Source organism: Micromonospora arida, assembly GCF_003857035.1.
Taxonomy (GTDB): Bacteria; Actinomycetota; Actinomycetes; order Mycobacteriales; family Micromonosporaceae; genus Micromonospora; species Micromonospora arida.
In genome coordinates this window covers 20392-43436 of sequence record NZ_QGSY01000282.1, presented here as the reverse complement: position 1 = coordinate 43436, position 23045 = coordinate 20392, and the positions used below count along the sequence as shown (strand labels likewise).

The 23045-nt window shown below is 71.1% G+C and carries 26 protein-coding genes; 18 read left to right on the top strand and 8 right to left on the bottom strand.

What is annotated here, in order from left to right:
- The first annotated feature begins 18 nt into the window (after window positions 1–18).
- From DLJ58_RS28675 to DLJ58_RS28630, 10 genes are all read left to right on the top strand, one after another.
- A complete protein-coding gene (locus DLJ58_RS28675) occupies window positions 19–753 on the top strand; it encodes a VOC family protein (protein WP_124860957.1) in 735 nt (244 codons plus the stop codon).
- 424 nt (window positions 754–1177) lie between these two features.
- Complete coding sequence (locus DLJ58_RS28670; RefSeq protein WP_124860955.1) at window positions 1178–1510, top strand: TraR/DksA family transcriptional regulator; 333 nt, start codon at window positions 1178–1180, stop codon at window positions 1508–1510.
- Window positions 1511–1666: 156 nt separating this feature from the next.
- Window positions 1667–2710 (top strand): aromatic ring-hydroxylating dioxygenase subunit alpha, encoded by a 1044-nt coding sequence (locus DLJ58_RS28665; protein ID WP_124860953.1) that lies wholly within the window; start codon window positions 1667–1669, stop codon window positions 2708–2710.
- A complete protein-coding gene (locus DLJ58_RS28660; protein ID WP_124860951.1) occupies window positions 2707–2925 on the top strand; it encodes a hypothetical protein in 219 nt (72 codons plus the stop codon). Before DLJ58_RS28665 ends, DLJ58_RS28660 begins: the two co-directional genes overlap by 4 nt.
- Window positions 2922–3875 carry a PDR/VanB family oxidoreductase gene (locus DLJ58_RS28655; protein ID WP_124860949.1) on the top strand — a complete coding sequence of 318 codons (954 nt, stop codon included), beginning with the start codon at window positions 2922–2924 and terminating at the stop codon, window positions 3873–3875. Before DLJ58_RS28660 ends, DLJ58_RS28655 begins: the two co-directional genes overlap by 4 nt.
- A gap of 54 nt (window positions 3876–3929) precedes the next feature.
- A complete protein-coding gene (locus DLJ58_RS28650; RefSeq protein WP_244219171.1) occupies window positions 3930–4667 on the top strand; it encodes an IclR family transcriptional regulator in 738 nt (245 codons plus the stop codon).
- 112 nt (window positions 4668–4779) lie between these two features.
- The gene (locus DLJ58_RS28645; RefSeq protein WP_124860945.1) at window positions 4780–5706 is read left to right on the top strand and encodes an SDR family oxidoreductase; all 927 of its coding nucleotides are present in this window, start codon (window positions 4780–4782) and stop codon (window positions 5704–5706) included.
- Window positions 5707–5742: 36 nt separating this feature from the next.
- Window positions 5743–6624 carry an amidohydrolase family protein gene (locus DLJ58_RS28640; protein ID WP_124860943.1) on the top strand — a complete coding sequence of 294 codons (882 nt, stop codon included), beginning with the start codon at window positions 5743–5745 and terminating at the stop codon, window positions 6622–6624.
- Between the two features lie 17 nt (window positions 6625–6641).
- Window positions 6642–7094 (top strand): MaoC family dehydratase, encoded by a 453-nt coding sequence (locus DLJ58_RS28635; RefSeq protein ID WP_124860941.1) that lies wholly within the window; start codon window positions 6642–6644, stop codon window positions 7092–7094.
- Window positions 7095–7152: 58 nt separating this feature from the next.
- Entirely contained in the window at window positions 7153–8679 is a 1527-nt protein-coding gene (locus tag DLJ58_RS28630; RefSeq protein WP_167493749.1) for an acyl-CoA synthetase, read from the top strand.
- Here DLJ58_RS28630 and DLJ58_RS28625 read toward each other — a convergent pair.
- From DLJ58_RS28625 to DLJ58_RS28595, 7 genes are all read right to left on the bottom strand, one after another.
- Complete coding sequence (locus tag DLJ58_RS28625; RefSeq protein WP_124860937.1) at window positions 8603–9490, bottom strand: PaaX family transcriptional regulator; 888 nt, start codon at window positions 9488–9490, stop codon at window positions 8603–8605. The two genes, DLJ58_RS28630 and DLJ58_RS28625, sit on opposite strands and share 77 nt — an antisense overlap.
- 39 nt (window positions 9491–9529) lie before the next feature.
- Entirely contained in the window at window positions 9530–10342 is an 813-nt protein-coding gene (locus DLJ58_RS28620) for an ABC transporter ATP-binding protein (protein WP_124860935.1), read from the bottom strand.
- On the bottom strand, window positions 10335–11159 hold the full coding sequence (locus tag DLJ58_RS28615; protein ID WP_124860933.1) for an ABC transporter permease: 825 nt from the start codon (window positions 11157–11159) through the stop codon (window positions 10335–10337). The genes DLJ58_RS28620 and DLJ58_RS28615 overlap by 8 nt, the downstream gene beginning before the upstream one ends.
- Window positions 11156–11956 (bottom strand): ABC transporter permease, encoded by an 801-nt coding sequence (locus DLJ58_RS28610; RefSeq protein ID WP_244219170.1) that lies wholly within the window; start codon window positions 11954–11956, stop codon window positions 11156–11158. Before DLJ58_RS28610 ends, DLJ58_RS28615 begins: the two co-directional genes overlap by 4 nt.
- A gap of 72 nt (window positions 11957–12028) precedes the next feature.
- Window positions 12029–13003 carry an ABC transporter substrate-binding protein gene (locus DLJ58_RS28605; RefSeq protein WP_124860931.1) on the bottom strand — a complete coding sequence of 325 codons (975 nt, stop codon included), beginning with the start codon at window positions 13001–13003 and terminating at the stop codon, window positions 12029–12031.
- 206 nt (window positions 13004–13209) lie between these two features.
- On the bottom strand, window positions 13210–14391 hold the full coding sequence (locus tag DLJ58_RS28600; RefSeq protein ID WP_244219169.1) for a 4-hydroxybenzoate 3-monooxygenase: 1182 nt from the start codon (window positions 14389–14391) through the stop codon (window positions 13210–13212).
- 18 nt (window positions 14392–14409) lie between these two features.
- A complete protein-coding gene (locus DLJ58_RS28595; RefSeq protein ID WP_124860929.1) occupies window positions 14410–15870 on the bottom strand; it encodes a benzaldehyde dehydrogenase in 1461 nt (486 codons plus the stop codon).
- Between the two features lie 297 nt (window positions 15871–16167).
- Between DLJ58_RS28595 and DLJ58_RS28590 the strand changes: the two genes are divergently transcribed.
- The 8 genes from DLJ58_RS28590 to DLJ58_RS28555 are packed head-to-tail and all read left to right on the top strand — an operon-like array spanning window position 16168 to window position 22365.
- On the top strand, window positions 16168–16986 hold the full coding sequence (locus tag DLJ58_RS28590) for a CoA transferase subunit A (RefSeq protein WP_124860927.1): 819 nt from the start codon (window positions 16168–16170) through the stop codon (window positions 16984–16986).
- Complete coding sequence (locus DLJ58_RS28585) at window positions 16983–17768, top strand: CoA-transferase subunit beta (RefSeq protein WP_244219168.1); 786 nt, start codon at window positions 16983–16985, stop codon at window positions 17766–17768. The genes DLJ58_RS28590 and DLJ58_RS28585 overlap by 4 nt, the downstream gene beginning before the upstream one ends.
- A complete protein-coding gene (pcaH, locus tag DLJ58_RS28580) occupies window positions 17765–18514 on the top strand; it encodes a protocatechuate 3,4-dioxygenase subunit beta (RefSeq protein ID WP_124860925.1) in 750 nt (249 codons plus the stop codon). The genes DLJ58_RS28585 and pcaH overlap by 4 nt, the downstream gene beginning before the upstream one ends.
- Window positions 18507–19079 carry a protocatechuate 3,4-dioxygenase subunit alpha gene (gene pcaG, locus DLJ58_RS28575; RefSeq protein WP_124860923.1) on the top strand — a complete coding sequence of 191 codons (573 nt, stop codon included), beginning with the start codon at window positions 18507–18509 and terminating at the stop codon, window positions 19077–19079. Before pcaH ends, pcaG begins: the two co-directional genes overlap by 8 nt.
- On the top strand, window positions 19054–20394 hold the full coding sequence (pcaB, locus tag DLJ58_RS28570; RefSeq protein WP_124860921.1) for a 3-carboxy-cis,cis-muconate cycloisomerase: 1341 nt from the start codon (window positions 19054–19056) through the stop codon (window positions 20392–20394). The genes pcaG and pcaB overlap by 26 nt, the downstream gene beginning before the upstream one ends.
- Window positions 20391–21167, top strand: a complete 777-nt coding sequence (gene pcaD / locus DLJ58_RS28565; protein ID WP_124860919.1) for a 3-oxoadipate enol-lactonase — start codon at window positions 20391–20393, stop codon at window positions 21165–21167. The genes pcaB and pcaD overlap by 4 nt, the downstream gene beginning before the upstream one ends.
- A complete protein-coding gene (pcaC, locus tag DLJ58_RS28560; RefSeq protein ID WP_124860917.1) occupies window positions 21167–21547 on the top strand; it encodes a 4-carboxymuconolactone decarboxylase in 381 nt (126 codons plus the stop codon). The genes pcaD and pcaC overlap by 1 nt, the downstream gene beginning before the upstream one ends.
- Window positions 21544–22365 carry an IclR family transcriptional regulator gene (locus DLJ58_RS28555; protein WP_244219167.1) on the top strand — a complete coding sequence of 274 codons (822 nt, stop codon included), beginning with the start codon at window positions 21544–21546 and terminating at the stop codon, window positions 22363–22365. The genes pcaC and DLJ58_RS28555 overlap by 4 nt, the downstream gene beginning before the upstream one ends.
- On the opposite strand, the gene DLJ58_RS28550 is transcribed toward DLJ58_RS28555, so the two are convergent.
- On the bottom strand, window positions 22352–22996 hold the full coding sequence (locus DLJ58_RS28550) for a DUF2306 domain-containing protein (RefSeq protein WP_124860915.1): 645 nt from the start codon (window positions 22994–22996) through the stop codon (window positions 22352–22354). The two genes, DLJ58_RS28555 and DLJ58_RS28550, sit on opposite strands and share 14 nt — an antisense overlap.
- Window positions 22997–23045: the final 49 nt, after the last annotated feature.

The window sequence follows — 23045 nt, the reverse complement described above, 5'->3', positions numbered from 1 at the left end:
AGGCCCTAGCATCGCGGCATGGCGACACGGCTTGTTCAGATCAACATGAAGGCTCGGGACGACTCCACGCTGGGCGGATTCTGGGCGCAGGCGCTCGGCTGGGAAATCTCCAGTGAGGGACCCGGCGTGACCAACCTCGAACCCGAGGGCTTCGTCTACCCTGACCCCGTCGCTGTCTGCGTCGACCTCATCGTCTCCTCGGAGCCCAAGACGGTGAAGAACCGCGTGCACGTGGACCTCGCCACCACCTCGGCGGCCCACCAGGCGCAGGTGGTCGCCCGCCTGACGGATCTCGGCGCAACCGCCGCCGACGTGGGCCAGGGCGGTGTGCCGTGGACGGTCATGGTCGACCCGGAGGGCAACGAGTTCTGCGTGCTGGAGCCCCGGGCGCTCTACCGGGACACCGGACCGATCGCCGCCGTGGTGGTCGACTGCGCCGATCCGCGAGCCATGGCCCGGTTCTGGAGCGAGGCCACGGACTGGACCCTGCACGAGGTGACCGATCAGGGTGCGAGACTGCGCTCCGCCAAGGGTGTCGGCCCCTATCTGGAGTTCGTCCGTACCCCTGACGTGAAGAGCGGGTGGAACCGCGTCCACCTCGACGTCCGCCCGTACCCCGGTGACGACCCGGAGGTCGAGGCGGCCAGGCTGCGGAGTCTCGGTGCGACCCCCATCGACCTGGGGCAGGACGTCCCGTGGCGGGTGCTCGCCGACCCGGAGGGCAACGAGTTCTGCCTCCTCACACCGGGCTGACCAACCGGCGACACCGTGCCAACGGAGAACCGGACGGCGTCGATCGATTCGGGCAACGGCCCTATTACGGCGAAAAGTGGCAGTTCGTGGCCGGAACGAGGTCCCGCCGCGAACGTTGGCATTAGGGCAACGCCACTCTATGGTTGGGGCATGCCGCCGGTGACCTTCCGCTCGCCCGCCGCCACCGAGGTGGCGGTGGGCGGTGCTGTGCGCGTGCCGACGGCGACCCGTCCCAAGGCCGACATGCGGGTGCCGGTTGTCCGCGCGCCGCACACCGCGCCCGCGCGCACAACGTCGAGCCCGATGCGAACCGGCCGAGGCCCACCTGCGGAGTCGTTGCATACCCAGAACGACCGCCAGGGCGAAGCTATCCAAGCTTCGGCCCTTTTTGTTTTTCCCACCCGTTTTCCCTGGAAGGCAGATCATGAGCGTCGATCATCGTCCTACTCTCGACCAGAGTTGGCTGGCTGACCTACGAGCGTCCCTGGCGGACGACTTCGCCACCCAGACGGCTCGGCTGCGGGAACTGACCGAGCTCAACGCGGACACCGGCGACCCCGGCGAGGCCCACAACCAGGCCGCGCTGCTGCTGGCCACCCGCCAGAACATCGAGCAGATCACCGGTGCGCTGAACCGGATCAGCGACGGCACCTACGGTGCCTGCCAGAGGTGCGGCCAGAGCATCCCGGCCGAGCGGCTCGAAATTCTCCCGCACGCTCGCTTCTGCGTGCCGTGCCAGGAGAAGCAGAACAGGTGACGCCCGGGTGTGGCTGCCGTACCGCCGGCACGGCAGCCACACCGTCAGGTGCGAGAGCCCGGCCTTTCATTCAGTGAAAGCTCCGGTTCCCCAGCGGGGACTCCGCACGGGACGATCCGGCTCCATCGACGTCCGTCGGCATGGAGGTCCGGTCGCATGACATTCGCGCGAAACCAGTGGTATGTGGCCGCCTACGGCAGTGAGGTGGGGCGAAACCTGCTCGCCCGGACGGTGCTCGGTGAGCCGCTGGTGCTGTACCGCACCGGTGCCGGGCAGGCGGTGGCGCTCGCCGACCGGTGCGTACACCGGCGCTTCCCGCTGTCGGAGAGCCGCCTCGACGGCGACACGATCGTCTGCGGCTACCACGGCTTCACCTACGATCCGACCGGCGCCTGCGTCTTCGTACCCGGTCAACAGCGCATCCCGCGCACCGCGCGGGTGGTCTCGTTCCCGGTGGTCGAACAGGACTCCTTCATCTGGGTCTGGATCGGTGACCTGGACCGGGCCGACCCGGCTGCGATCCCCCGCGCACCGTGGCTGGCCGATCCGCGCTACGCGGTGGTGCGGGGCATGGCGCCACTGAACGCACGGTACGGCCTGCTGGTCGACAACCTCCTGGACCTGTCCCACGAGACCTATCTGCACGGCGGTTACATCGGCACGCCGGAGGTGGCGAACACCCCGATCACCACCGAAGTGGACGAGGACCGGGGGATCGTCTACGTCAGTCGGCACATGGACGACGCCGAGTGCCCCCCGTTCTACGCGCGCTCCACCGGCATCCAGGGCCGGATCACCCGGTGGCAGGACATCGAGTACCACCCGCCCTGCCTCTACCTGCTGCACAGCCGGATCGCCCCGCAGGGTGTCTACCCGCCCGCGGAGGGCGAGGACCGCGAAGCGTTCCACGCCGAGATCGTGTACGCCATCACCCCGTCGACGGAGCACACCACCTATGACTTCTGGGCGGTGGCGCGCGACTTCGCGATCGACGACGAGTCGGTCAGCGAATACCTCCACCACAGCAATCACACAGTCGTCATGCAGGACGTGACCGCGCTCAACATCCTGGAGCAGGTGATCGCGACCGAGCCGGACAGGTATCAGGAGCTGAGCATCAACATCGACACCGGTGGCCTGGCCGCCCGGCGGCTGCTGGCGCGGATGGTCGGGTCGGGGACGGTGGGAGCGGCGCGATGAGGCCTCGGGCAGGCTCCCGCACCGGGGACCGGGTCTACCGGATCCACTGGGTGCCGGGCACCGACACCCTGCGCGGGATCTGCCACTGCGGGGCCGAGCGCCGCACCGAGGAACCGGTCGAGTTGTGGGAGTGGCTGCTCGGCCACCCGCAGGGCCACCAGGGTGCGGCCGTGCCGGTGCCCGGACCGCCGAGGCGGCTGGCGATGCGCGAGTGACGGCGGACGTGCTGACCGGTGTCGAGCTGATGGTCGCCGGCCGCGATCAGGTGGCGGCCGAGGTGGTGGCGATACGCCTCTGTCGTGCGGACGGCGGTGACCTGCCCGAGTGGGCGCCGGGCGCGCACATCGACCTGGAGTTGGGCGTCGGGCTGGCCCGTCAGTACTCCCTCTGCGGTGACCCGGCGGAGCGGTCCGTCCTGCGGATCGCGGTGCAGCGCGAACCGAACGGGCGCGGCGGCTCCCGGCTGGCGCACGAGCGGCTCACCGTCGGCTCGACCGTCCGGGTGAGCGGACCCCGCAACACCTTCCCGCTGGTCGCGGCACGCCGCTACCTCTTCATTGCCGGCGGCATCGGTATCACCCCCGTCGTACCGATGGTCGCCGCGGCCGACGCCGCGGGCGCCGACTGGCGGCTGGTGTACGGCGGACGCAGCCGCGCCACCATGGCCTTCGCCACCGCCCTGCGGGAGAAGTACGGCGACCGGGTGAGCCTGCACCCGCAGGACGAGACCGGGCTGCTCGACCTGGCCGGGTTGCTGGGCCGGCCCGGCACCGGGCTCGTCTACTGCTGCGGCCCGGAACCATTGATCACCGCGGTCGAGGAGCACTGCCGCGGCTGGCCACCCGGCTGCCTGCACGTCGAGCGTTTCACCGCCCGGGGCGACACCGGCGCGCCGGAGACGACAATCGAGGTCGAACTCGCGCTCTCGCAGCGGACGGTGACCGTGCCGCCGGGCACGCCGATCCTGCGAGCGGTGGAGGAGGCCGGAGTCCACGTCCTCTCGTCCTGCCGGGAGGGCACTTGCGGCACCTGCGAGACGCCGGTGCTCGCCGGTGTGCCGGAGCATCGCGACAGCCTGCTCACCGCCGAGGAGCGGGCCGTCGGGGACACCATGATGATCTGCGTCTCCCGGGCCCGTACGCCCCGACTCGTGCTGGAGCTGTGAGCGCCCGGCGTGGGCGGGGATGATGACGGGGTGCGCGCAGAACCGGGACGGTCGGTGACGAGCAAAGTGCTGGCGTTGCTCGACGCGTTCAGCCCGGCCACCCCGGCGTTGACCCTGAGCGAGTTGGCGCGTCGCACCGGGATGCCACTGCCCACCGTGTACCGGCGGGCCGCGGAGCTGGTCGCGTGGGGGGCACTGGAACGCGGCGACGACGGGCGGTACCGGATCGGTCTGCGGCTGTGGGAGGTGGGCTCGCTCGCCCCCAGGGGCCTGGGGCTGCGGGAGCTGGCCCTGCCGGTGATGGAGGACCTGTACGAGGTGACCCACGAGAACGTTCAGCTCGCCGTCCGGCAGGATCTCGAACTCGTCTTCATCGAACGGATCGCCGGGCGACACGCGGTGCCCGTGCTCACCCGGGTGGGGGGTCGCTTCGCGCTGCACGCCACCGGCGTCGGGCTGGTCCTGCTCGCTCACGCGCCCGCCGAGGTCCAGGAGCAGGTGCTGGCCGCGCCGCTGGAGCGGTACACCGAACTGACCATCACCGACCCGAAGCGGCTGCGTCGCTGCCTCGCCGAGGTACGCCGGGCCGGGTACGCGGTCAGCGACCGTCAGGTCACGATGGACGCCCTCTCGGTGGCCGCGCCGATCCGCGTACCAGAGGGTGTGGTGGCGGCGATCTCGCTGGTGGTCGCCCACGACCGGGCGGACCCGGTGGCGTTGGCGCCGCTGGTCCAGGCCGCCGGCCGGGTGGTCTCCCGGGCGCTGAACAACTCCACCCGCCCTGCCGTCTGATGTAGACAGACTGCAAATCGTTGACGCCCGGTCAAATTCTGCATTACGTTGCCGGTGCGCGTGTTACTCCCCACCTTCGTGCGCAGATCGGCATCGACGAAAGGGAGCACTCATGTCACTGGACGGCAAAGTCGCCATCGTCACCGGGGCCGGGCGGGGTCTCGGCCTCGCCTACGCGCAGGAGTTGGCGCGGCGGGGCGCCTCGGTCGTGGTCAACGACGTCGACGCCGAGGCCACCGCCGACACCGTGGCGACGATCGAGACGTCCGGCGGTCGGGCCGTCGCGGTGGTCGCACCGGTCGGCCCGACTGAGACCGCGAAGGAACTCGTCAGCACGGCGGTCGAGCACTTCGGACGGCTGGACATCCTCGTCACCAACGCCGGCGTGCTGCGCGACACGGTGCTGTGGAAGATGAGCGACGACGACTTCGACACCGTCATCAACGTGCACCTGCGTGGCACGTTCACCACCGTGCGCGAGGCGGTGCAACACATGCGGCAGGCCGGCGAGGGCGGGCGGATCATCTGCGTCGGGTCACCCACCGGGCAGCGGGGCAACTTCGGCCAGACCAACTACGCGGCCGCCAAGGCGGGCATTGTCGGCATGGTCCGGACCTGGGCACTGGAGCTGAAGCGGGCCGGCATCACCGCCAACACCGTCGTCCCGGTCGCCGCGACCGCGATGACCGCCACCGTTCCCTACTTCGCGGCGGCGGTGCGGGCCGAGGCGAACGGCGAGCCGATGCCCGCGTTCTTCCGACATGAGCTGGGATTCGGCACGGCGGACGACGTAGCCGGGCTCGTCGCGTTCCTCGGCTCCGACGCGGCGGCCTCGGTGACCGGGCAGGTGATCGGTGTCGGCGGGGACCGCCTGCAGATCTGGACCCACCCGGAGGCGGCGCTGACCGCGCACCGCGAGGGCGGCTGGACGTACGACGCGCTGCTGGAGGCCTGGCCGACGACGTTCGCCGGTGCCGCGCAGAGTGTCGGCGAACGCTTCCCGGAACTCCCCGAGGAGTTCGAGCCCGCGCCGTCCTGACCGGCCCGAACAGACCCGCCGACGGAGGTTGGCCCCATGTACCAGCCCGCGATCGACCTCGACGACGTCACGGCGATCGACATGCACGTGCACATCGAGGTCGACGACCACGGTCACACCTCACTGCCCGAACCACTCGTGGCGGCGGCGTCGGCGTACTTCAAGACGGACGGCCCACGGCCCGCCGTCGAGGCGGTGGCGCGGTACTACCGCGAGCGGCACATGGCGGCGGTCGTCTTCACCGTGGACGCGCGCACTCAACTGAAGCACCAGCCACTGTCGAGCGTCGCCATCGCCCGCGCGGCGGCCGAGCACGCCGACGTGCTCATCCCGTTCGGGTCGGTCGATCCGCGCACCGGGGGAGCGGCCCTCGAACTCGCCGATCGGTTGATCCGGGAGGAGGGCGTTCGCGGCTTCAAGTTCCACCCCACTGTGCAGGGCTTCGACCCCAGCCACGACGAGTACGCGCCGCTGTGGGGCCTACTGGAGCAGGCCGGCGTCCCGGCGCTCTTCCACACCGGGCAGACCGGCATCGGCGCGGGTACGCCAGGCGGCTACGGCCTGCGCCTTGGCCGGTCGAACCCGATCCTGCTCGACCCGATCGCGGCCGACTTCCCCGACCTCCAGATCATCATGGCCCACCCGTCGGTGCCCTGGCAGGACGAGGCGTTGTCGGTGGCCACGCACAAGCACAACACCTGGATCGACCTGTCCGGCTGGAGCCCGAAGTACTTCCCGCCCGAGCTGGTGCGCTACGCGAACTCGCTGCTGAAGCGACGGGTGCTCTTCGGCACCGACTACCCGATGCTCACCCCGGACCGGTGGCTTCGCGACGTGCAGGCGACCGACCTCAGGCCGGACGTGCTCCCGGGCATCCTGAAGGACAACGCGGCCCGACTGCTGGGCCTGGCCCGGTGACGACGAGAGGAAACGCCATGACGACGACCATCACCTACGACCGGCTCGGCGACCTCGCCGGCACCGATCTCGGCTACACCGGGTACCGCACGGTCACCCAGGACCAGGTGGACCTGTTCGCGGACGCCACGGACGACCACCAGTGGATCCACGTCGACCCGGAACGGGCGAGGACCGGCCCGTTCGGCGCACCGATCGCGCACGGCTTCCTCACCCTCTCCCTGGCGGTTCCCTTCTGGACCGAGCTGCTCGAGGTCAAGGGCGTGACCACGAAGGTGAACTACGGCCTCGACAAGGTGCGTTTCCCCGCGCCGGTCGTGGTCGGGGCGCGGGTGCGGATGCGGGCCACCGTCGTCGAGGTCGTCGAGGTCCGCGGCGGCTACCAGCTCGCCGTCGACCAGACGGTCGAGATCGAGGGCGGGACCAAGCCGGCGGTCGTCGCGCGCGGGCTGTACCGCTTCTACGCCTGATCCCGGGGGCATCCGTCGAGCCGGGCGAGCACACCACCTCCACCCCAGGAGAATGATGATGCACCAGCACGGAATTGGCGCCTGGCTGGCCAAGCGCCGGCTCAAGTCCCCGGACCAGATCGCGATCATCCACGGCGACCGGTCGCCCATGACGTACCGCCAGTTCGCCGACGCCGCGGACCGGATCTCGGCGGTGCTGCGCGAGCGGGGCGTCGGCAACGGCGACTCCGTCGCCTACCTGGGCGAGAACAGCCCCGAACTCCTCCAGGTGATGTTCGGGGCGGCGCAGGTAGGGGCGGTCTTCGTGCCGGTCAACACCCGACTCGCCGCACCCGAGATCGGCTACGTCCTCGCCGACTGTGCCGCGCGGGTGTTGATCCACGACCCGGACTTCGCGGTGCCGGTGGCCTCCGCCGCGGCGACCGCCCAGACCCCGTACATCATCGTCAACGGTGCGGGCAGCGTGGACCGGCCCGGGCTGGCCCACCTGGCCCGGGTCGCCGCCACCCCGTTCATCGACCACGCCGACACCGCCCACGAGGATCCGGCCGCGATCGTCTACACCTCGGGCACGACCGGCCGGGCCAAGGGTGCGGTGCTGACCCACGGCAACCTCACCTGGGTGGCGCTCAACTGTGTGGTCGACTACGACGTCGTCTCCACCGACGTCGCCCTCATGATCTCGCCGCTGTTCCACGTCGCCTCGCTCGGGATGGGCGCCCTGCCCGTCATCCTCAAGGGCGCCACGATGGTCATCGAGAGGGGCTTCGAGCCGGGCCGCGCGCTCGCGCAGATCGAGCGGCACGGGGTCACCATGCTCAGCGGTGTGCCAACCACCTACCAGCTGCTGGCCGACCACCCCGCCTGGGCGTCGACCGACCTCTCGACGTTGACGAAGCTCACCTGCGGAGGTTCGGCGGTGCCGGCCCGCATCCTCAACGCGTACGAGGCGCGGGGCCTGTCGTTCTCCCAGGGTTACGGAATGACCGAGGCCGCGCCGGGCGCCACCGCGCTGCCGCCCACGATGACCCGCGTCAAGCAGGGCAGTGTCGGTCTGCCGCACTTCTTCACCGACGTGCGGATCACCGATGCGGCCGGTGCCGTGCTGCCCGCCGGCGCTGTCGGTGAGATCGAGGTGGCCGGTCCCAACGTCTTCCCCGGCTACCACGAGTTGCCGGAGGCGACCGCCGAGGCGTTCACGGCCGACGGGTGGTTCCGCTCCGGCGACCTCGGCCACCTGGACGCCGACGGCTACCTCTACATCTCCGGCCGCCTCAAGGACATGATCATTTCGGGGGGCGAGAACATCTACCCGCTCGAACTCGAGCAGCTGCTCACCGAGGTCGACGGGGTGACCTCGGCGGCGGTCATCGGCGTGCCGGACGAGCGTTGGGGGGAGGTGCCGTGGGCGATCGTGACCGTACGGGAGGGGGCGTCGGTGGACACCGCCACCGTTCGGGCCCGCCTGGACGGCAGGATTGCGCGCTACAAGCTCCCGAAGAACGTCGTCATCGTGGACGAGCTGCCGCGGACGGCGTCGGGGAAGGTGCGGAAGGCCGATCTGCGGACCCGGTTCGGCGCCTAGTCGCGGGCCGGGCCGCGACGAGTTCGGCGAATTCCGCCGCGGACGCCTCGGCCAGCTTGTCGTGCATTCGGCGGTAGGTCCGCACCGATCTCGCGGCGGGCCACTCCGCGTCCATGAACTCGGCCGGCAGCCTCGGGTCGGCGCGCAGCAGCGCGAGCCAGTCCGCCACGAGCATGGTTCGTACGGTGAGGGCGCTCGGCGCCATCGCCAGCGCGGACGGGTCGTCCCACACCTCGATGAAGGCGAGGTGCGCGCGTCGGATCGCCTCGATGTCCCAGGCCGCGCGCACGCTCTCGCCGATCGGGAAGCCGGCGAGTTCGCGGGCGTGGAAGGCGACCACGGTGTTGGGTGCGAGGTCCTGCCGCAGCCGCTCCAACGACCCGGCGAGGTCGACCTCGCCGGGCGCCAGCCAGAGCCCGTCCCGGAGCGGCGCGAAGCCCTCCCAGGTGAGGGTGGAACGCAGCCGGTGCCGCAGCATCCGCTGGCCCTCCGGGATCGAGAAGGTGACCAGGGTCCACCCGCTGCCCTGTGGGTCGAACGGCCGTGGCCCGCGAACGCGGTACGTCGCCTCGCGCAGCACCGCGGACCCGTGCTCGGTCAGTGAGAACAGCGTCTCCCGGCCGTTCCTGCTGCGGGCGAGGATGCCGCTGTGCACGAGACGGTCGAGGGTCGCGCGGGTGGCCGGCGCGGCGACGTCCGCGCCTTCCAGCACGTTGATCAGAGCGCTTGCCCGGATGGGTCCGGTGGCGGCGTCGACGACGTGTTCGCCGAAGAAGGCGAGCAACAACTGCTTCGGCTGACGACTACCCACAGCGCTTCCCTTCGGCGAACTCGTTGGCCTGGCCGCCGATCACCGCGCGGATCGCGGGGCCACAGCCTGCCCGCGCTTGGCCCGCTGGATCTGGTCGTAGACGTGCGTCCGCAATTCCGTGAAACGGGGCAGAGCGCGGGTCGTGATCTGATCGCGCTCCGGCGGCAGGTCGATCGCGAGGTCCTCCTGGACCCAGGTCGGCGACGTGGACAATACTAGAACCCGCTGACCGAGATAGACCGACTCGTCGATGTCGTGGGTGACGAAGACAACCGAGATGGTGCGGCTGGCGTGCAGTTCGCGGACCAGGTCCTCCAGGTCGGCCCGGGTCTGCGCGTCGACGGCGGCGAACGGTTCGTCCATGATCAGGACGTCGGGCTGGTAGGCGATCGCCCGCGCGATCGCCACCCTCTGTTGCATCCCCCCAGACAGCTGCCACGGGTGGCTTCGCGCGGCGTGCGCGAGCCCCACCGCCTCAAGAGCGTCGACGACCAGCTTGTCCCGGGCCGCGCGGGTGAGCTTCTTGTGCCGCAGTGGCAGCTCGACGTTCCCGCGCACCGTCAGCCAGGGGTAGAGGCTGCGACCGTACTCCTGGAACACGACGGCCATGGCCGGGCTGGGCCCGGTCACCGGCGAGCCGTCCATCTCGACCACGCCGCTGGTGGGCCGCAGCAGGCCGGCGAGGCACTTCAGCAGGGTGGTCTTGCCACAACCGGACGGCCCGACGATGCAGACGAGCTCACCGGCGTCCATGGTGAAGCTGATGTCCCCGATCGCCTCGACGGTGCCGGTCGCCGACTCGTAGACCTTCCGCAGGTGCTCCACCCGCAGCAGCGTGCTCCGATCAGGCACGGTTGACCTCCCTGATTCCGTGGTACCAGCGCAGAACACGCCGTTCGACGAGACCGAAAGCTACGGCGAGGAAGACGCCGACGAGACCGAGGAGGAGGATGCCACTCCACATCTCGGCGATCAGGTAGTTGCGCTGGAAGTAGGCGATCCGGTAGCCGAGGCCGGAGGAGGAGGCGAACATCTCGGAGATGACCATCAGGATCAGCGCTACCGAGAGGGCCTGCCGGACCCCGGCCATGATCCGTGGGCTGGCGGCCGGGAGCACGAGGAACCAGAGCCGCTCCCACCAGGTGACCTGAAATGATTCCGCGGTCTCCGTCATGACGCTGTCCGTCCCCCGGACACCCTCGATCGTGTTCAGCAGGATCGGCCAGATCGCGCCGGAGACGATCACGACGATCTTCATGGTGTCGGTGATCCCGAGCAGGAGCATCGCCACCGGAATCAGCACCGGTGGCGGGATGGCCCGGAGGAACTCCAGCAGCGGTTCGAGGAGTTCGCGCAACCAGCGGGTCAGGCCGATGACGGTGCCGGCGGCGATGCCGAGCACGATCGACGCCGCGACACCGAGGCCGAGGCGGGCGAGGCTGGGCAGCACGTCCTCGACGAACGCCGGGCCGATCCAGGTCTCCCTGAAAGCCTCGGCGATCGTCAACGGGTCGGGGAAGAACCGATTCGTCGACCTCGTCGCCACCAGACCCCAGAGCACCAGCAGCAGCGTCGGCAACCCCAACGGGTAGAGCACGCTCGCCGCGATCCGGGATCCGACCGTCCGGCTGCGTGTCGTGGTGGCGATCCGCCCGGTGTACGCGGTCACAACGGCTCCTCTCCTCGTACCGACTGGTGCCACGACAGCACCCGACGCTCGATGAACCGGAAGACGATGTTCACCATGAGCCCGAGCAGGCCGGTGACCACGACCAGCGCGTACAGGCCGGCGGCGTCTCCGGCGGACCGGGAAAGCTCGATCATGCGCCCGAGGCCGGGGTTACCGATCACCATCTCCGCGGTGATGGCGAGGATGAGCGCCACCGCCGCCGCGAGGCGCAGGCCCGTCATGAGGTACGGCAGGGTGGTGGGCAGGACGAGGTGCGACAGCTGTTCCCGCCGGGTCAGACCGAAACTGCGGGCGGTGTCGCGCGCCACCGCGTCGACGTCGGCGACACCGTAGATCACCTGCACGAACACCTGCCAGAACGACGCGTAGATGATGATGACGAGGGCGGCCTGCCGCTGGATGCCGAACATCAGCACGGCGAGCGGGATGAGGGCGACCGATGGGATCGGTCGCAGGAACTCGACCATGGTGTGGGTCGCGCGCCGAAGGAACGGCACCAGCCCGACGACCGTGCCGAGGATGACGGCGGCGACCGTCGCCACCGTCAGGCCGATCGCCCAGGACGTCATGGTGCTGCCCAGCCGCCGCCAGAACGCGAGGTCGACGAGCTGCTCGAACAGCCGCGCCAGCACGTCCGTCACGTACGGCAGATACAGCGGGTTGATCAGGCCCAGTGTCGGGATCAGCTGCCAGACGACGAGGAACCCGGTCAGGCCGACGACACCCAGCATCGCTTTGCGCAACGCGCGCAGGCGTCGGGTGGGGAACACTCGCATGTCACTCCCGTCGTCAGGCGGGCGGCGAGGCCCTCCCCGATCCGGGGGTCGGGGAGGGCGGGGACGCGCCAGCTACTGCTGCTGGATGAGACGATCGAAGTTGGGTTGCTTGTCGAGAACCTTGTACTTCTGCGCGAGCTCGGCGAGCGTCTGCAGGCTCGACCGGTCGACCTCCCAACCGAAGGCCGGCAGCCGCACCGACTCGGCCACCGGTGGCGGCAGCTCCAGGTTGTCCTTGATGGCCTGGCGCAGGGATGCCTCGTTGGCGGGGTCCTTGGCCCACTCCAGCGTCTTCTTCATCGCTGCGGTGAAGTCCTCGACCAGCTTGGCGTCCTTCTCGGTGCGTTCCTTGGTGGTGATGGTGGTGAGCGTGGTCAGGCCGGGCACCACCGCCTGGTAGGGCGCGACGATGAAGGTGTCGCCGCGGGTCTTCAGTTGGGTGACGAAGGGCTCCGGCACCCAGGCGGCGTCGATGTTGCTGGATTCGAGTTGGGCCGGGGCGTCCGGGAAGGCGACCTCGACGAACTTGATTGTCGACGGGTCACCGCCGTCCTTCTCGACCGCCGCCATGATCGTCACGTCGCCGGCCGCGCCCAGGCTGTTGACCGAGACCCGTTTGCCGGCGAGGTCGGCCGGTCGTTTGATGCCGGATTTCGCCGAGGCGACAACGGCGTTGATGTCGTCGCCGTCGGCGTACGAGGAGGCGTAGTTGCCGATGATGACGACGCCGAGATCCCGCAGGTCGGCCCGGAACGGGCCGAAGGGCTGGCCGATCGCGAAGTCGATGTCGCCGTTCATGAGTGCTGGAATGGCCTGCGCGCCGCCCTGGGCGGGCAGTACCTCGACCTGGAGCCCGCGCTCGGCGAAGATGCCTGCCTTGACGCCGCCCCAGAGCGCGGCGGTCTCGGTGATGGGCAGCGCCGCGACCCGGACCTTGCGCAGGTCGTCCGAGGGCTGGTCGGACTGTTTGGACGCGTCGGAGTCGGTACATCCGGTGAGGGCGATCGCGGTAGCGGCGATCAGCCCGAGAGCCATGACCTTCTTCATTGACGAGGCCCTTCCTGGGCGGGTGGTGGGTGCGTCGGAAGTCGGCGGATGCCTCGGATCTGCAGGTGAACTACCGCTGCGTGGGGGCGCACGCCGCTGTGTTGGCCATGGTCAGTCACCCCGGCATTGAAAGTCAATAATTTCTGACGCCCGTCATGAATAAGTTGAACAACGCTCTGCTGTGGAGGCGTCGCACCGGCTCGCGCTCAGACCTCGGGCAGGCCCACGTAGTTCTCGGACAGGCTCCTGGCGTACGCCTCGGAGGTGGCGACGTACCTCAGCGTGGCGGTCTGCAGCTTCGTCTCGTACGGGTCGTCGCGCTCCAGCCGGTGCAGCATCGAGGTCATCCACCAGGAGAAGTGCTGGGCCCGCCAGACCCGGCGCAACGCCGTGGCCGAGTAGGCATCCAGCAGATCGGTGCGGCCCCCGTCGTACCACGCGGCGAACGCGTCCCCGAGCAGCGCGACGTCGGCGAGGGCAAGGTTCATGCCCTTCGCGCCGGTGGGTGGGACGATGTGCACGGCGTCCCCGGCCAGGAACAACCGCTCCCACCGCATCGGCTCGACCACGAAGCTGCGCATTCCGGTGATGGACTTCTCCAGGATCGGCCCCTCGTTGAGCGACCATCCCGGCACCGTCTCCAACCGGGCACGCAGCTCCGCCCAGATCCGCTCGTCCGGCCACGCGGCGATGTCCTCGTCCGGCGCGACCTGTAGGTACAGCCGAGAGATCTCGGGGGAACGCATGCTGTAGAGGGCGAAGCCCCGTTCGTGGTTGGCGTAGATGAGTTCGTCCACTGCCGGCGCCGCGGCGGCGAGGACGCCCAACCAGGCAAAGGGGTACGCCCGCTCGTAGGTGGTCAGCACCCCCTCGGGCACCGCGCCGCGGCTCACTCCATGGAACCCGTCGCAGCCGGCCACGAAATCGCAGTGCAGCTCCTCGTCCCGCCCGTCGTGTCGAAAGTGGACGACCGGCGAGTCCGAGTCGAGACCGTCCAGGCCGACCGCGTCGGCCTCGAAGAGGATCGAGCCACCGGCCGCGAGTCGGGCGGCGATCAGGTCCTTGACCACCTCCTGCTGCCCGTAGACGGTGATCGCCCGCCCGGTCAGATCCGCCATCGGCACCCGGTGTGACTCCCCGGCGAAGCGCAGCTCGATGCCCTCGTGGCGCAGCCCCTCCCGTCGCAGCCGCTCACCGACGCCGCTGCGGCAGAGCAGGTCGACCGAGCCCTGTTCGAGGACCCCGGCCCGGAGCCGGTGCTCGACGTGGTCGCGGCTGCGGCTCTCCAGCACCACCGACTCGATTCCGCGCAGGTGCAGCAGGTGCGACAGCATGAGCCCCGCCGGCCCGGCGCCGACGATGCCGACCTGGGTACGCATTCCCGACATGCTCCTCTCCTCCCGGCGTCAGAACGGGTACCGCGTGATGGCGCCCTGCACGGTGAGCCACTGGGTCTCGGTGAACGCCTCGACGTTCGCCGCGGCCCCACCGAACCGGGAGCCGGTGCCGGACGCCCCCACCCCACCGAACGGCGCCACCGCCTCGTCGCTCACTGTCTGATCGTTGATGTGCACGATCCCGCTGGGGATCCGGTCGGCGATGGCCATCGCCCTCATCACGTCGCGGCCCAGGATGCCCAACGACAGGCCGTACTCGGTCTGCCGCGCCAACTGCACGGCCTCGTCCTGGTCGGCGAAGGTGATCACCGGCGCGACCGGGCCGAAGACCTCCTGGGCGTACGCCGGGGTCGCGGGGGTGACGTCGGTGAGCACCGTCGGCCGATAAAACAGCCCCTCGTACGTGCCCCCGGCCGCCAGTCGGGCACCCGCGTCGACGCTCGCCGTGACCAGTGCGTGGACCTTGTCGCGCTGGCGCTCGTCGATGATCGGCCCGAGCGCCACCTGCTCCTTCGCCGGGTCGCCGACCGGCAGGTGGTTCGCCTTCTCCGCCAGCCGCTCGACGTACCGCTCGGACAGACTCTCGTGCACCAGGTGGCGGCCGGTGGTCATGCAGATCTGGCCCTGGTGCAGGAACGACCCCCAGGCGCCAGCGGAGACCGCGAGGTCCAGGTCTGCGTCGTCGAGCACGATCAGCGCCGAGTTGCCACCGAGTTCGAGGTGTGCGCGTTTGAGGTGGCGTGCTGCCGCCTCGCCGACCTTGCGGCCGGCAGCGGTCGACCCGGTGAAGCTGATCACCCGTACGTTCGGGTCGGCCACCAGCGCCTCCCCGACCTCGACCCCGCCGGGAAGGACGTGCAGCAGCCCGTCGGGCAGGCCGGCCTCCTCGAAGACTCGGGCGATCGAGACACCGCCGCAGACCGCCGTGCGCGGATCGGGCTTGAGCACCACGGCGTTGCCCAGCGCCAGGGCCGGGGCGACGGAACGGGTGGCCAGGATGAGCGGGAAGTTGAACGGCGCGATGACCCCGACGACGCCGACGGGCAACCGGCGAGCCAGGCTGAGCCGCGGTTGCGCGCTCGGGACGATCTCGCCGAGCGGGTGCGAGGCCAGCGCCGCCGCCTCGTAGCATTCCTGCGCCGCAGTGTCGGTCTCGACGCCGGCCTTGGGTGGGATGGACCCGGACTCCCGCACGATCCAGTCGCCGATTTCGGCGGCGTGCTGCTCGAACAGCTGCCCGGCCCGGCGCAGCACCGCGGCCCGCTCGGCGTAGCCGGTGGCGGCCCAGGCGCGCTGAGCGGCAGCGGCACGAGCGCAGGCGCGCGTCACGTCCTCGGCGTTCGCCACGCCGACCCGGCCGATCTCCTCGCCGGTGGCGGGGGATCGCACCGGTGCCGTGCCGCCGGCCGGTTCCACCCAGCCGTCGCTGTGCAGGGTGCCCTGCCAGGTCGTGACGTCCAGCAGTGTCATGGCGGTCCTCCTCGGAGCGTGGGGGCCGGTGGGCTGGTCCCGGGGTGACCGGGCGGACTTCCGCTCATGAAGGGCCCGGAGGTGTTCGCTTACCGAACGGCCGTTCTCTCCATGAACGTTGGCACGTGGTCCCGCTCGCGTCAACGCATCGCTCGGCGTGATTGCCGGTCACTGTGGACGGCGGTCCGGCCCGTCGTTGACGGATGTCGTTCCCCGTCGTACGTTCGAGATGAGTACGGCAGTCCGCATAGCGAACGGCTGGCGGCAGCACGGTTCACGCAGGAGGCGGGGAGGCCCATGGCGAAGCTCGTCTCGCTGACCGACGGCGTGGCGCACCTGGTCCGCGACGGCGACGTGGTGGCCCTGGAAGGGTTCACGCACCTCATTCCGTTCGCCGCCGGTCACGAGATCATCCGCCAGGGGCGGCAGGATCTGACCCTCGTGCGGATGACCCCCGACGTCATCTACGACCAGCTGATCGGGGCGGGCTGCGCGCGTCGCCTGGTCTTCTCCTGGGGTGGCAACCCGGGCGTCGGGTCGCTGCACCGCTTCCGGGACGCCGTGCAGCACGCCTGGCCACGTCCACTCGAACTGGAGGAGCACAGTCACGCGGGCATGGCCAACCGGTACGTCGCCGGGGCGTCCGGGCTGCCGTTCGCCGTCCTGCGCGGCTACACCGGCACCGACCTGCCCGGGCACACCACCAACATCCGGCCCATCACCTGCCCGTTCACCGGAGAGACGCTGACCGCCGTCCCCGCCCTGCGTCCGGACGTGACGGTGGTGCACGCCCAGCGCGCCGACCGGAACGGCAACGTGCAGATGTGGGGCATCACCGGGGTGCAGAAGGAGGCGGTGCTCGCCGCCCATCGGTCACTGGTCACCGTCGAGGAGATCGTGGACGAGTGGGAACCCGTACCCGGGCAGGTGGTCCTGCCCGGCTGGGCGGTCACCGCGGTGGCCGAGGTGCCCGGAGGCGCGCACCCCTCCTACGCCCACGGCTACTCGGTGCGCGACAACGACTTCTACCGCGACTGGGACGCCGTCAGCCGGCACCGCGACACCTTCCGCGCCTGGGTGGACGAGCACGTGCACAAGGCCGGGGCGCCGGCGTGACCGACGAACTGACGACCGGCTGGACCGCGGACGAGATGATGACCGTCGCCGCAGCACGGCAACTACGCGACGGCGCCGCCTGTTTCGTCGGGATCGGGTTGCCCAGCACGGCGGCGAATCTCGCCCGGGCGACCCACGCCCCGAACCTGGTGCTCATCTACGAATCCGGGTGCCTCGGCGCGAAGCCGGACCGGCTTCCGCTCTCCATCGGAGACGGGATCCTCGCCGACACCGCTGACGCGGTCGTCTCGGTGCCCGAGGTGTTCAACTACTGGCTCCAGCCCGGCCGGATCGACGTGGGCTTCCTCGGCGCCGCGCAGCTCGACCGCTACGGCAACATCAACACCACGGTCGTCGGCGGCGACTACGACGCCCCGACGGTCCGGCTGCCCGGCGCCGGTGGCGCCCCGGAGATCGCCGCCTCCTGCGGCGAGGTCGTGGTGATCGTCCGGCAGGACCTCCGGACGTTCACCGAACGGGTCGACTTCGTCACCTCGGTCGGGTACGGGACGGGCCCGGGCGACCGGGAGCGACTCGGTCTGCGGGGCGGAGGCCCCCGAGTGGTGATCACCGACCTCGGCGTCCTCGAACCCGATCCGGTCACCTGCGAACTCACCCTGACCCACCTGCACCCCGGCGTGACCCGGGAGCAGGCGCGGGCGGCCACCGGCTGGGACCTCGCCGTCGCCGACGGACTGGCAACCGGTGCGCCGCCGACGGCACGCGAACTCGCGGCGCTGCGGGCGCTGGAGGCGACGAAGTCCGACGGGAGACGACCATGACCACGCAGGACACCCAGGCCAGCAGCGCGCTGGTGCTACCGCGGTACCGGCGCGACGACGTCGACGCCCACCCACCCCTGCTCAGCCCCGGCTACAAGTCGACAGTGGCGCGGGCGCCGAGACACCCACTGGTCTACCTGCCGCAGCGGCTGACCGAGGTCACCGGGCCGTTGCTGGGGGAGGGGCGGCTCGGTGCGCTCGACCACGACCTGACCCGCCAGCACGACGGTGAGCCGCAGGGACAGCGGATCATCGTGCACGGGCGGGTCCGCGACGGTGACGGCCGACCGGTACCCCACACGCTGGTCGAGATCTGGCAGGCCAACGCCGCCGGTCGGTACCGCGACGCACGGGACACCTGGCCGGCGCCGCTCGACCCCCACTTCGAAGGGGTGGGCCGGGCGCTCACCGACGACCAGGGGCGCTACCGGTTCATCACCGTGCAGCCCGGCGCCTACCCCTGGCGTAACCACGACAACGCCTGGCGGCCGGCGCACATCCACTTCTCCCTCTTCGGCCGCGCGTTCACTCAGCGGCTGGTGACGCAGATGTACTTCCCGGGCGACCCGCTCTTCTTCCAGGACCCGATCTTCAACGCGGTCCGCGACCCGAAGGCCCGGGAACGGATGATCGCCCGGTACGACCACACCAGCACCGCACCGGAGTGGGCGCTGGCGTACGAGTTCGACATCGTGCTGCGCGGCCGGGAGAGCACCCCTTTCGAGGACGAGGACGACGATGAGTGAGCAGTTGGGCGTCATGCCCGCGCAGACCGTCGGGCCGTACCTGCACATCGGCCTGCGCTGGCCCGACGGCCCGTACGTGGTGCCCGAGGGCACGCCGGGCGCGTTCTGGATCAGCGGTCGGATCGTCGACGGCACCGGGACGCCGGTGGTCGACGCGATGGTGGAGAGCTGGCAGGCCGACCCGGAGGGCTGGTTCGACCATCCGGACGACCCCCGGGGGGCCCGGCCGTCCGCGCTCGCGGGTTTTCGCGGATTCGGGCGGAGCGAGACCGACGGGCAGGGGTGGTACCGGCTGCTGACCGTCAAGCCCGGTGCGCTGCCCGAGCCGGACGGCGGCACCGAAGCCCCCCACCTGACCCTGTCGGTCTTCGGGCGCGGGCTGCTGCACCGCCTCGTCACCCGGCTCTACTTCCCCGACGAGTCGACGGCGAACGCTGCCGACCCCGTGCTGCGCAGCGTCGACGCCGACCGCCGTGGCACTCTGCTGGCGAGTCCCGCCGTGGACGGGTTCCGGTTCGACATCCACCTTCAGGGCGACCATGAGACCGTCTTCTTCGCCCTCTGACGGCCTGCTCGGCGGCCTCTCCGGTGCCCCGGACGTCGACGCGGAACTCAGCGACCAGGCCCTGCTCCAGGCGATGCTCGACGTGGAGGCCGCGCTCGCCCGGGCCGCGGCGGACGCCGGCATCGTGCCCGTGTCGGCGGCCGAGGCGATCGTCGAACAGTGCCGTGCCGAGCGGTACGACCCGGCGGCGCTGGGCCGGGCCGCCGACGCCACCGGAAACCCGGTCGTCCCGCTCGTGGGAGAGCTGACCGCCGCCGTGCCGGAGCACGCCCGAGCCTGGGTGCATTGCGGAGCGACCAGCCAGGATGTGCTGGACACCGCGCTGGTCCTGGTGGCGGTGCGGGCGCTCGGGCCGCTGCTGGCTCACCTCGACGGGGCAGTGGACGCCGCCGCCCGGTTGGCCCATGCCCACCGGGACACCGTGATGGTCGCCCGGACACTCGGGCAGCAGGCGGCACCCAGCACCTTCGGGCTCAAGGCCGCTGGCTGGTTGACCGGTCTGGTCCAGGCCCGGGACCGACTGCGTCAGGTCCGCGCCGCACAGCCCGCGCAACTCGGCGGCGCGGTCGGCACCCTGGCCGCGTTCGGCCCGGCCGGCGCCGAGGTCATCGAGCGGTTCGCGGCGCACCTGGGCCTCCCGCCCAGCCCGCTGCCCTGGCACACCCGCCGTCAACCCTGGCTCGACCTGGCCGCCGCCCTCGGTGGGCTCCTGGTGGCCGCCGGCAAGATCGCGCTCGACGTCGGGTTGCTCGCCCAGAACGAGGTGGGTGAGGTCGCCGAGGGCGGCGCCGGACGAGGCGGCTCCTCGGCCATGCCGCACAAGCGCAACCCGGTTGACTCGATCCTCGTCACCGCCGCGGCGCGACGCGGTCCGGGTCTCGTCGCCACCCTGTTCGCCGCGGCGGTGCAGGAGCACGAGCGGGCCGCGGGCGGCTGGCACGCCGAGTGGGAGCCGCTCCTCGATCTGCTGCACCTGACCGGTGGGGCCACCGCCCGGTGCGCCCGGATGCTGACCGGGCTCCAGGTCCGTCCGGAGCGGATGCGGGAGAACCTCGACGCGACCGGCGGCCTCCTGCTCGCCGAGGCGGTCGCCGCGCGCCTGGCGCCCGCCGTCGGCCGCCGCGTCGCACACGATCTGGTGACCCGCGCCGCCGCCGAACCCTCGTTCCGCGCCGCGCTGCTCGCCGACCCCGAGGTCCGCGCCCACCTGTCCGACACGGACCTGGCCGAGGCGCTCGACCCGTACCGCTGGCTCGGCTCGGCCGGCCGGTTCGTCGACCGCGCCCTGGCCGCCGTCCGGGGAGCGGGCGGATGACCACCCGGTTGCATCTCACCGTCGACGGCCCGGCCGCCGCGCCGGTGCTGCTGCTGGGCAGCTCACTCGGCACCGCCGCCGCGATGTGGGAACCCCAGGTGTCGGCGCTCGCCCAACGGTTCCGGGTCATCCGATACGACCACCTGGGCCACGGCCGCTCGGCGGTGCCGCCCGGGCCGTACACGCTGGACCTGCTGGGCCGGGAGTTGCTGCGGACGCTGGACGACCTCGACGTGCCGTGGGTCCACTACGCGGGGTTGTCCCTCGGCGGCATGGTGGGCATGTGGCTCGCGACGTACGCGCCCGACCGGGTGCGGCGGCTGGCGCTGCTCTGCACGTCGGCGTCGCTCGGCCCCGCCGAGCAGTGGCGGGCCCGAGCCGCGACGGTACGCGCCAGGGGAATGCCGGCGATCGCCGACGCGGTGGTGGCCCGCTGGTTCACCCCGGCCTTCGCCGCCGCCCGGCCGGAGGTGGTCGCCACCCACCGCGCCATGCTGACCGCGACGTCGCCGGCCGGATACGCCGCCTGCTGCGAAGCGATAGCCGCGATGGACCTCCGACCCGACCTCGGCCGGGTCGCCGCGCCGACGCTGGTCATCGCCGGCGCGGACGACCCGGCCACCCCGGTGGAGCACGCCCGCGAGATCGTCTGGCGCATCCCACGGGCCCGGCTGGCGGTGGTCGACGCGGCGGCGCACCTGGCCAACGTCGAGCAGCCCGAGCAGGTGTGCCGACTCCTGTTGGAGCACTTCCACGAGGGACGTGGTGACTGATGAACGACCGCGAGCGGCACGAGGCGGGCATGACGGTACGTCGACAGGTGCTGGGTGACGCGCACGTGGACCGGGCGATCGCCGGCACGGACGAGTTCACCGCCGACTTCCAGGACTTCATCACCCGCTACGCCTGGGGGGAGGTGTGGAGCCGGCCGGGCCTCGACCGGCGGACCCGTAGTTGCGTCACCCTCGCCGTGCTCGCCGCCCTGCACCACGACGAGGAGTTGGCGATGCATGTCCGGGCCGCGCTGCGCAACGGGCTCAGCCCGGAGGAGGTGGCGGAGGTCCTGCTCCAGGTCGGCGTCTACGCTGGTGTACCGGCGGCGAACCGGGCGTTCAAGGTGGCCCGGGAGACCCTGCGGCAGGAGGCCGGGTGAGCGTGAGCGATGAGGCGACGAGGTCGCCGGAGTTCGTTCAGTCGCTGGAGCGCGGTCTCGCGGTGATCCGGGCGTTCGACGGCGAACATCCGCAGCTCACGCTCAGCGAGGTGGCCAGGCGGACCGGGTTGACGCGGGCCGCGGCGCGCCGGTTCCTGCTCACCCTGGTCGAGTTGGGCTACGTGCACACCGACGGCCGGCTCTTCTCGCTGCGGGCCCGGATCCTCGAACTCGGCTACGCCTACCTGTCCAGCCTGAGCCTGCCCGAGGTCGCGCAGCGGCACATGGAGGCGCTGGTCGCGCAGGTGCACGAGTCCTGCTCGGTGTCCGTGCTCGACGGCGACGAGGTGGTCTACGTCGCCCGCGTGCCCACCAAGCGGATCATGACCGTGGGGATCAGCGTCGGCACCCGGTTCCCCGCGTATGCCACCTCCATGGGCCGGGTGCTGCTTGCCGCTCAACCGGTGCAGTGGCTGGACGACTACCTCGCCAGCGCGCAGCTGCGGCCGCTGACCCGGCGCACCGTCACCGACGCGGCCAAGCTGCGCGCCGTCCTGACGAAGATCGCCGCTCAGGGCTACGCCATCGTGGACCAGGAGTTGGAGGAGGGGCTGCGTTCGGTGGCCGCGCCGATCCACGGCGAGAACGGGTCGGTGATCGCCGCGGTGAACGTCTCCGCGCACGCCAGCCGGGGGTCCTTCGAGATGATCCGTCGAGAGCTGCTCCCGCCGCTGCTGGCCGCCGCGAAGCGGATCGAGGAGGACATCCGGGGTGGCCTGAGCCGGTCACCGACGGCCGGCGGGCTCAGCTCAGCCTGAGGGCCGGCGCGGTGACGACCCGCGCCGGACGGCGCAGGTACCACTCAGCCACCGCAAGGTTGATCAACCAGCCGGCGACCACCAGCCCGGCCCGGACGTTCCCGTCGGGCTGCTCGCCGGTCGCGATGAGGTACGGCGCGTGGGTGAACGCCTGGGTGCCGGCACCGAGGCCGATCGCGTAACCGCGCGCCATCCACCTGCGGTGCCGGGCGATGTCCCGGCGTAGCACGGCGGCGAGACCGAGCAGGATCGCGCCGGCCATGGCCGAGCCGAAAACGAGTCGCATGCCGGCGAGCACGTCGTTGTCGTGGGCCGGCAGGTCGTACGCGACGGCCATCCACAGGCCGGTGAAGGCGACCGTCAGCCCGCAGGGGACGAGCGCGCGGCCGGCCCGGCGATGCCAGGAGTGGCGGCGCAGACGGGGCACGAACTGGAACGCGCCGAGGATCGTGTAGACCACCGCGCCGACGATGTGCAGCACCACCGGCAGCGGATCGGCGACGAAGCGCGCATTGGCCGGGGTGATCTCCGGTCCGCTGCCCAGCTCGGTGAGGCGTCCCGCGCCGGCGAGCATCGGGATCAGGCCCAGCAGGATCAACGCGGCCGGTAGCCGCCACTCGCGCATCGTCATGCCACCGATGGTGGTCGCCGCACCCGCCCTCGCTCATCGGCACAAGGGC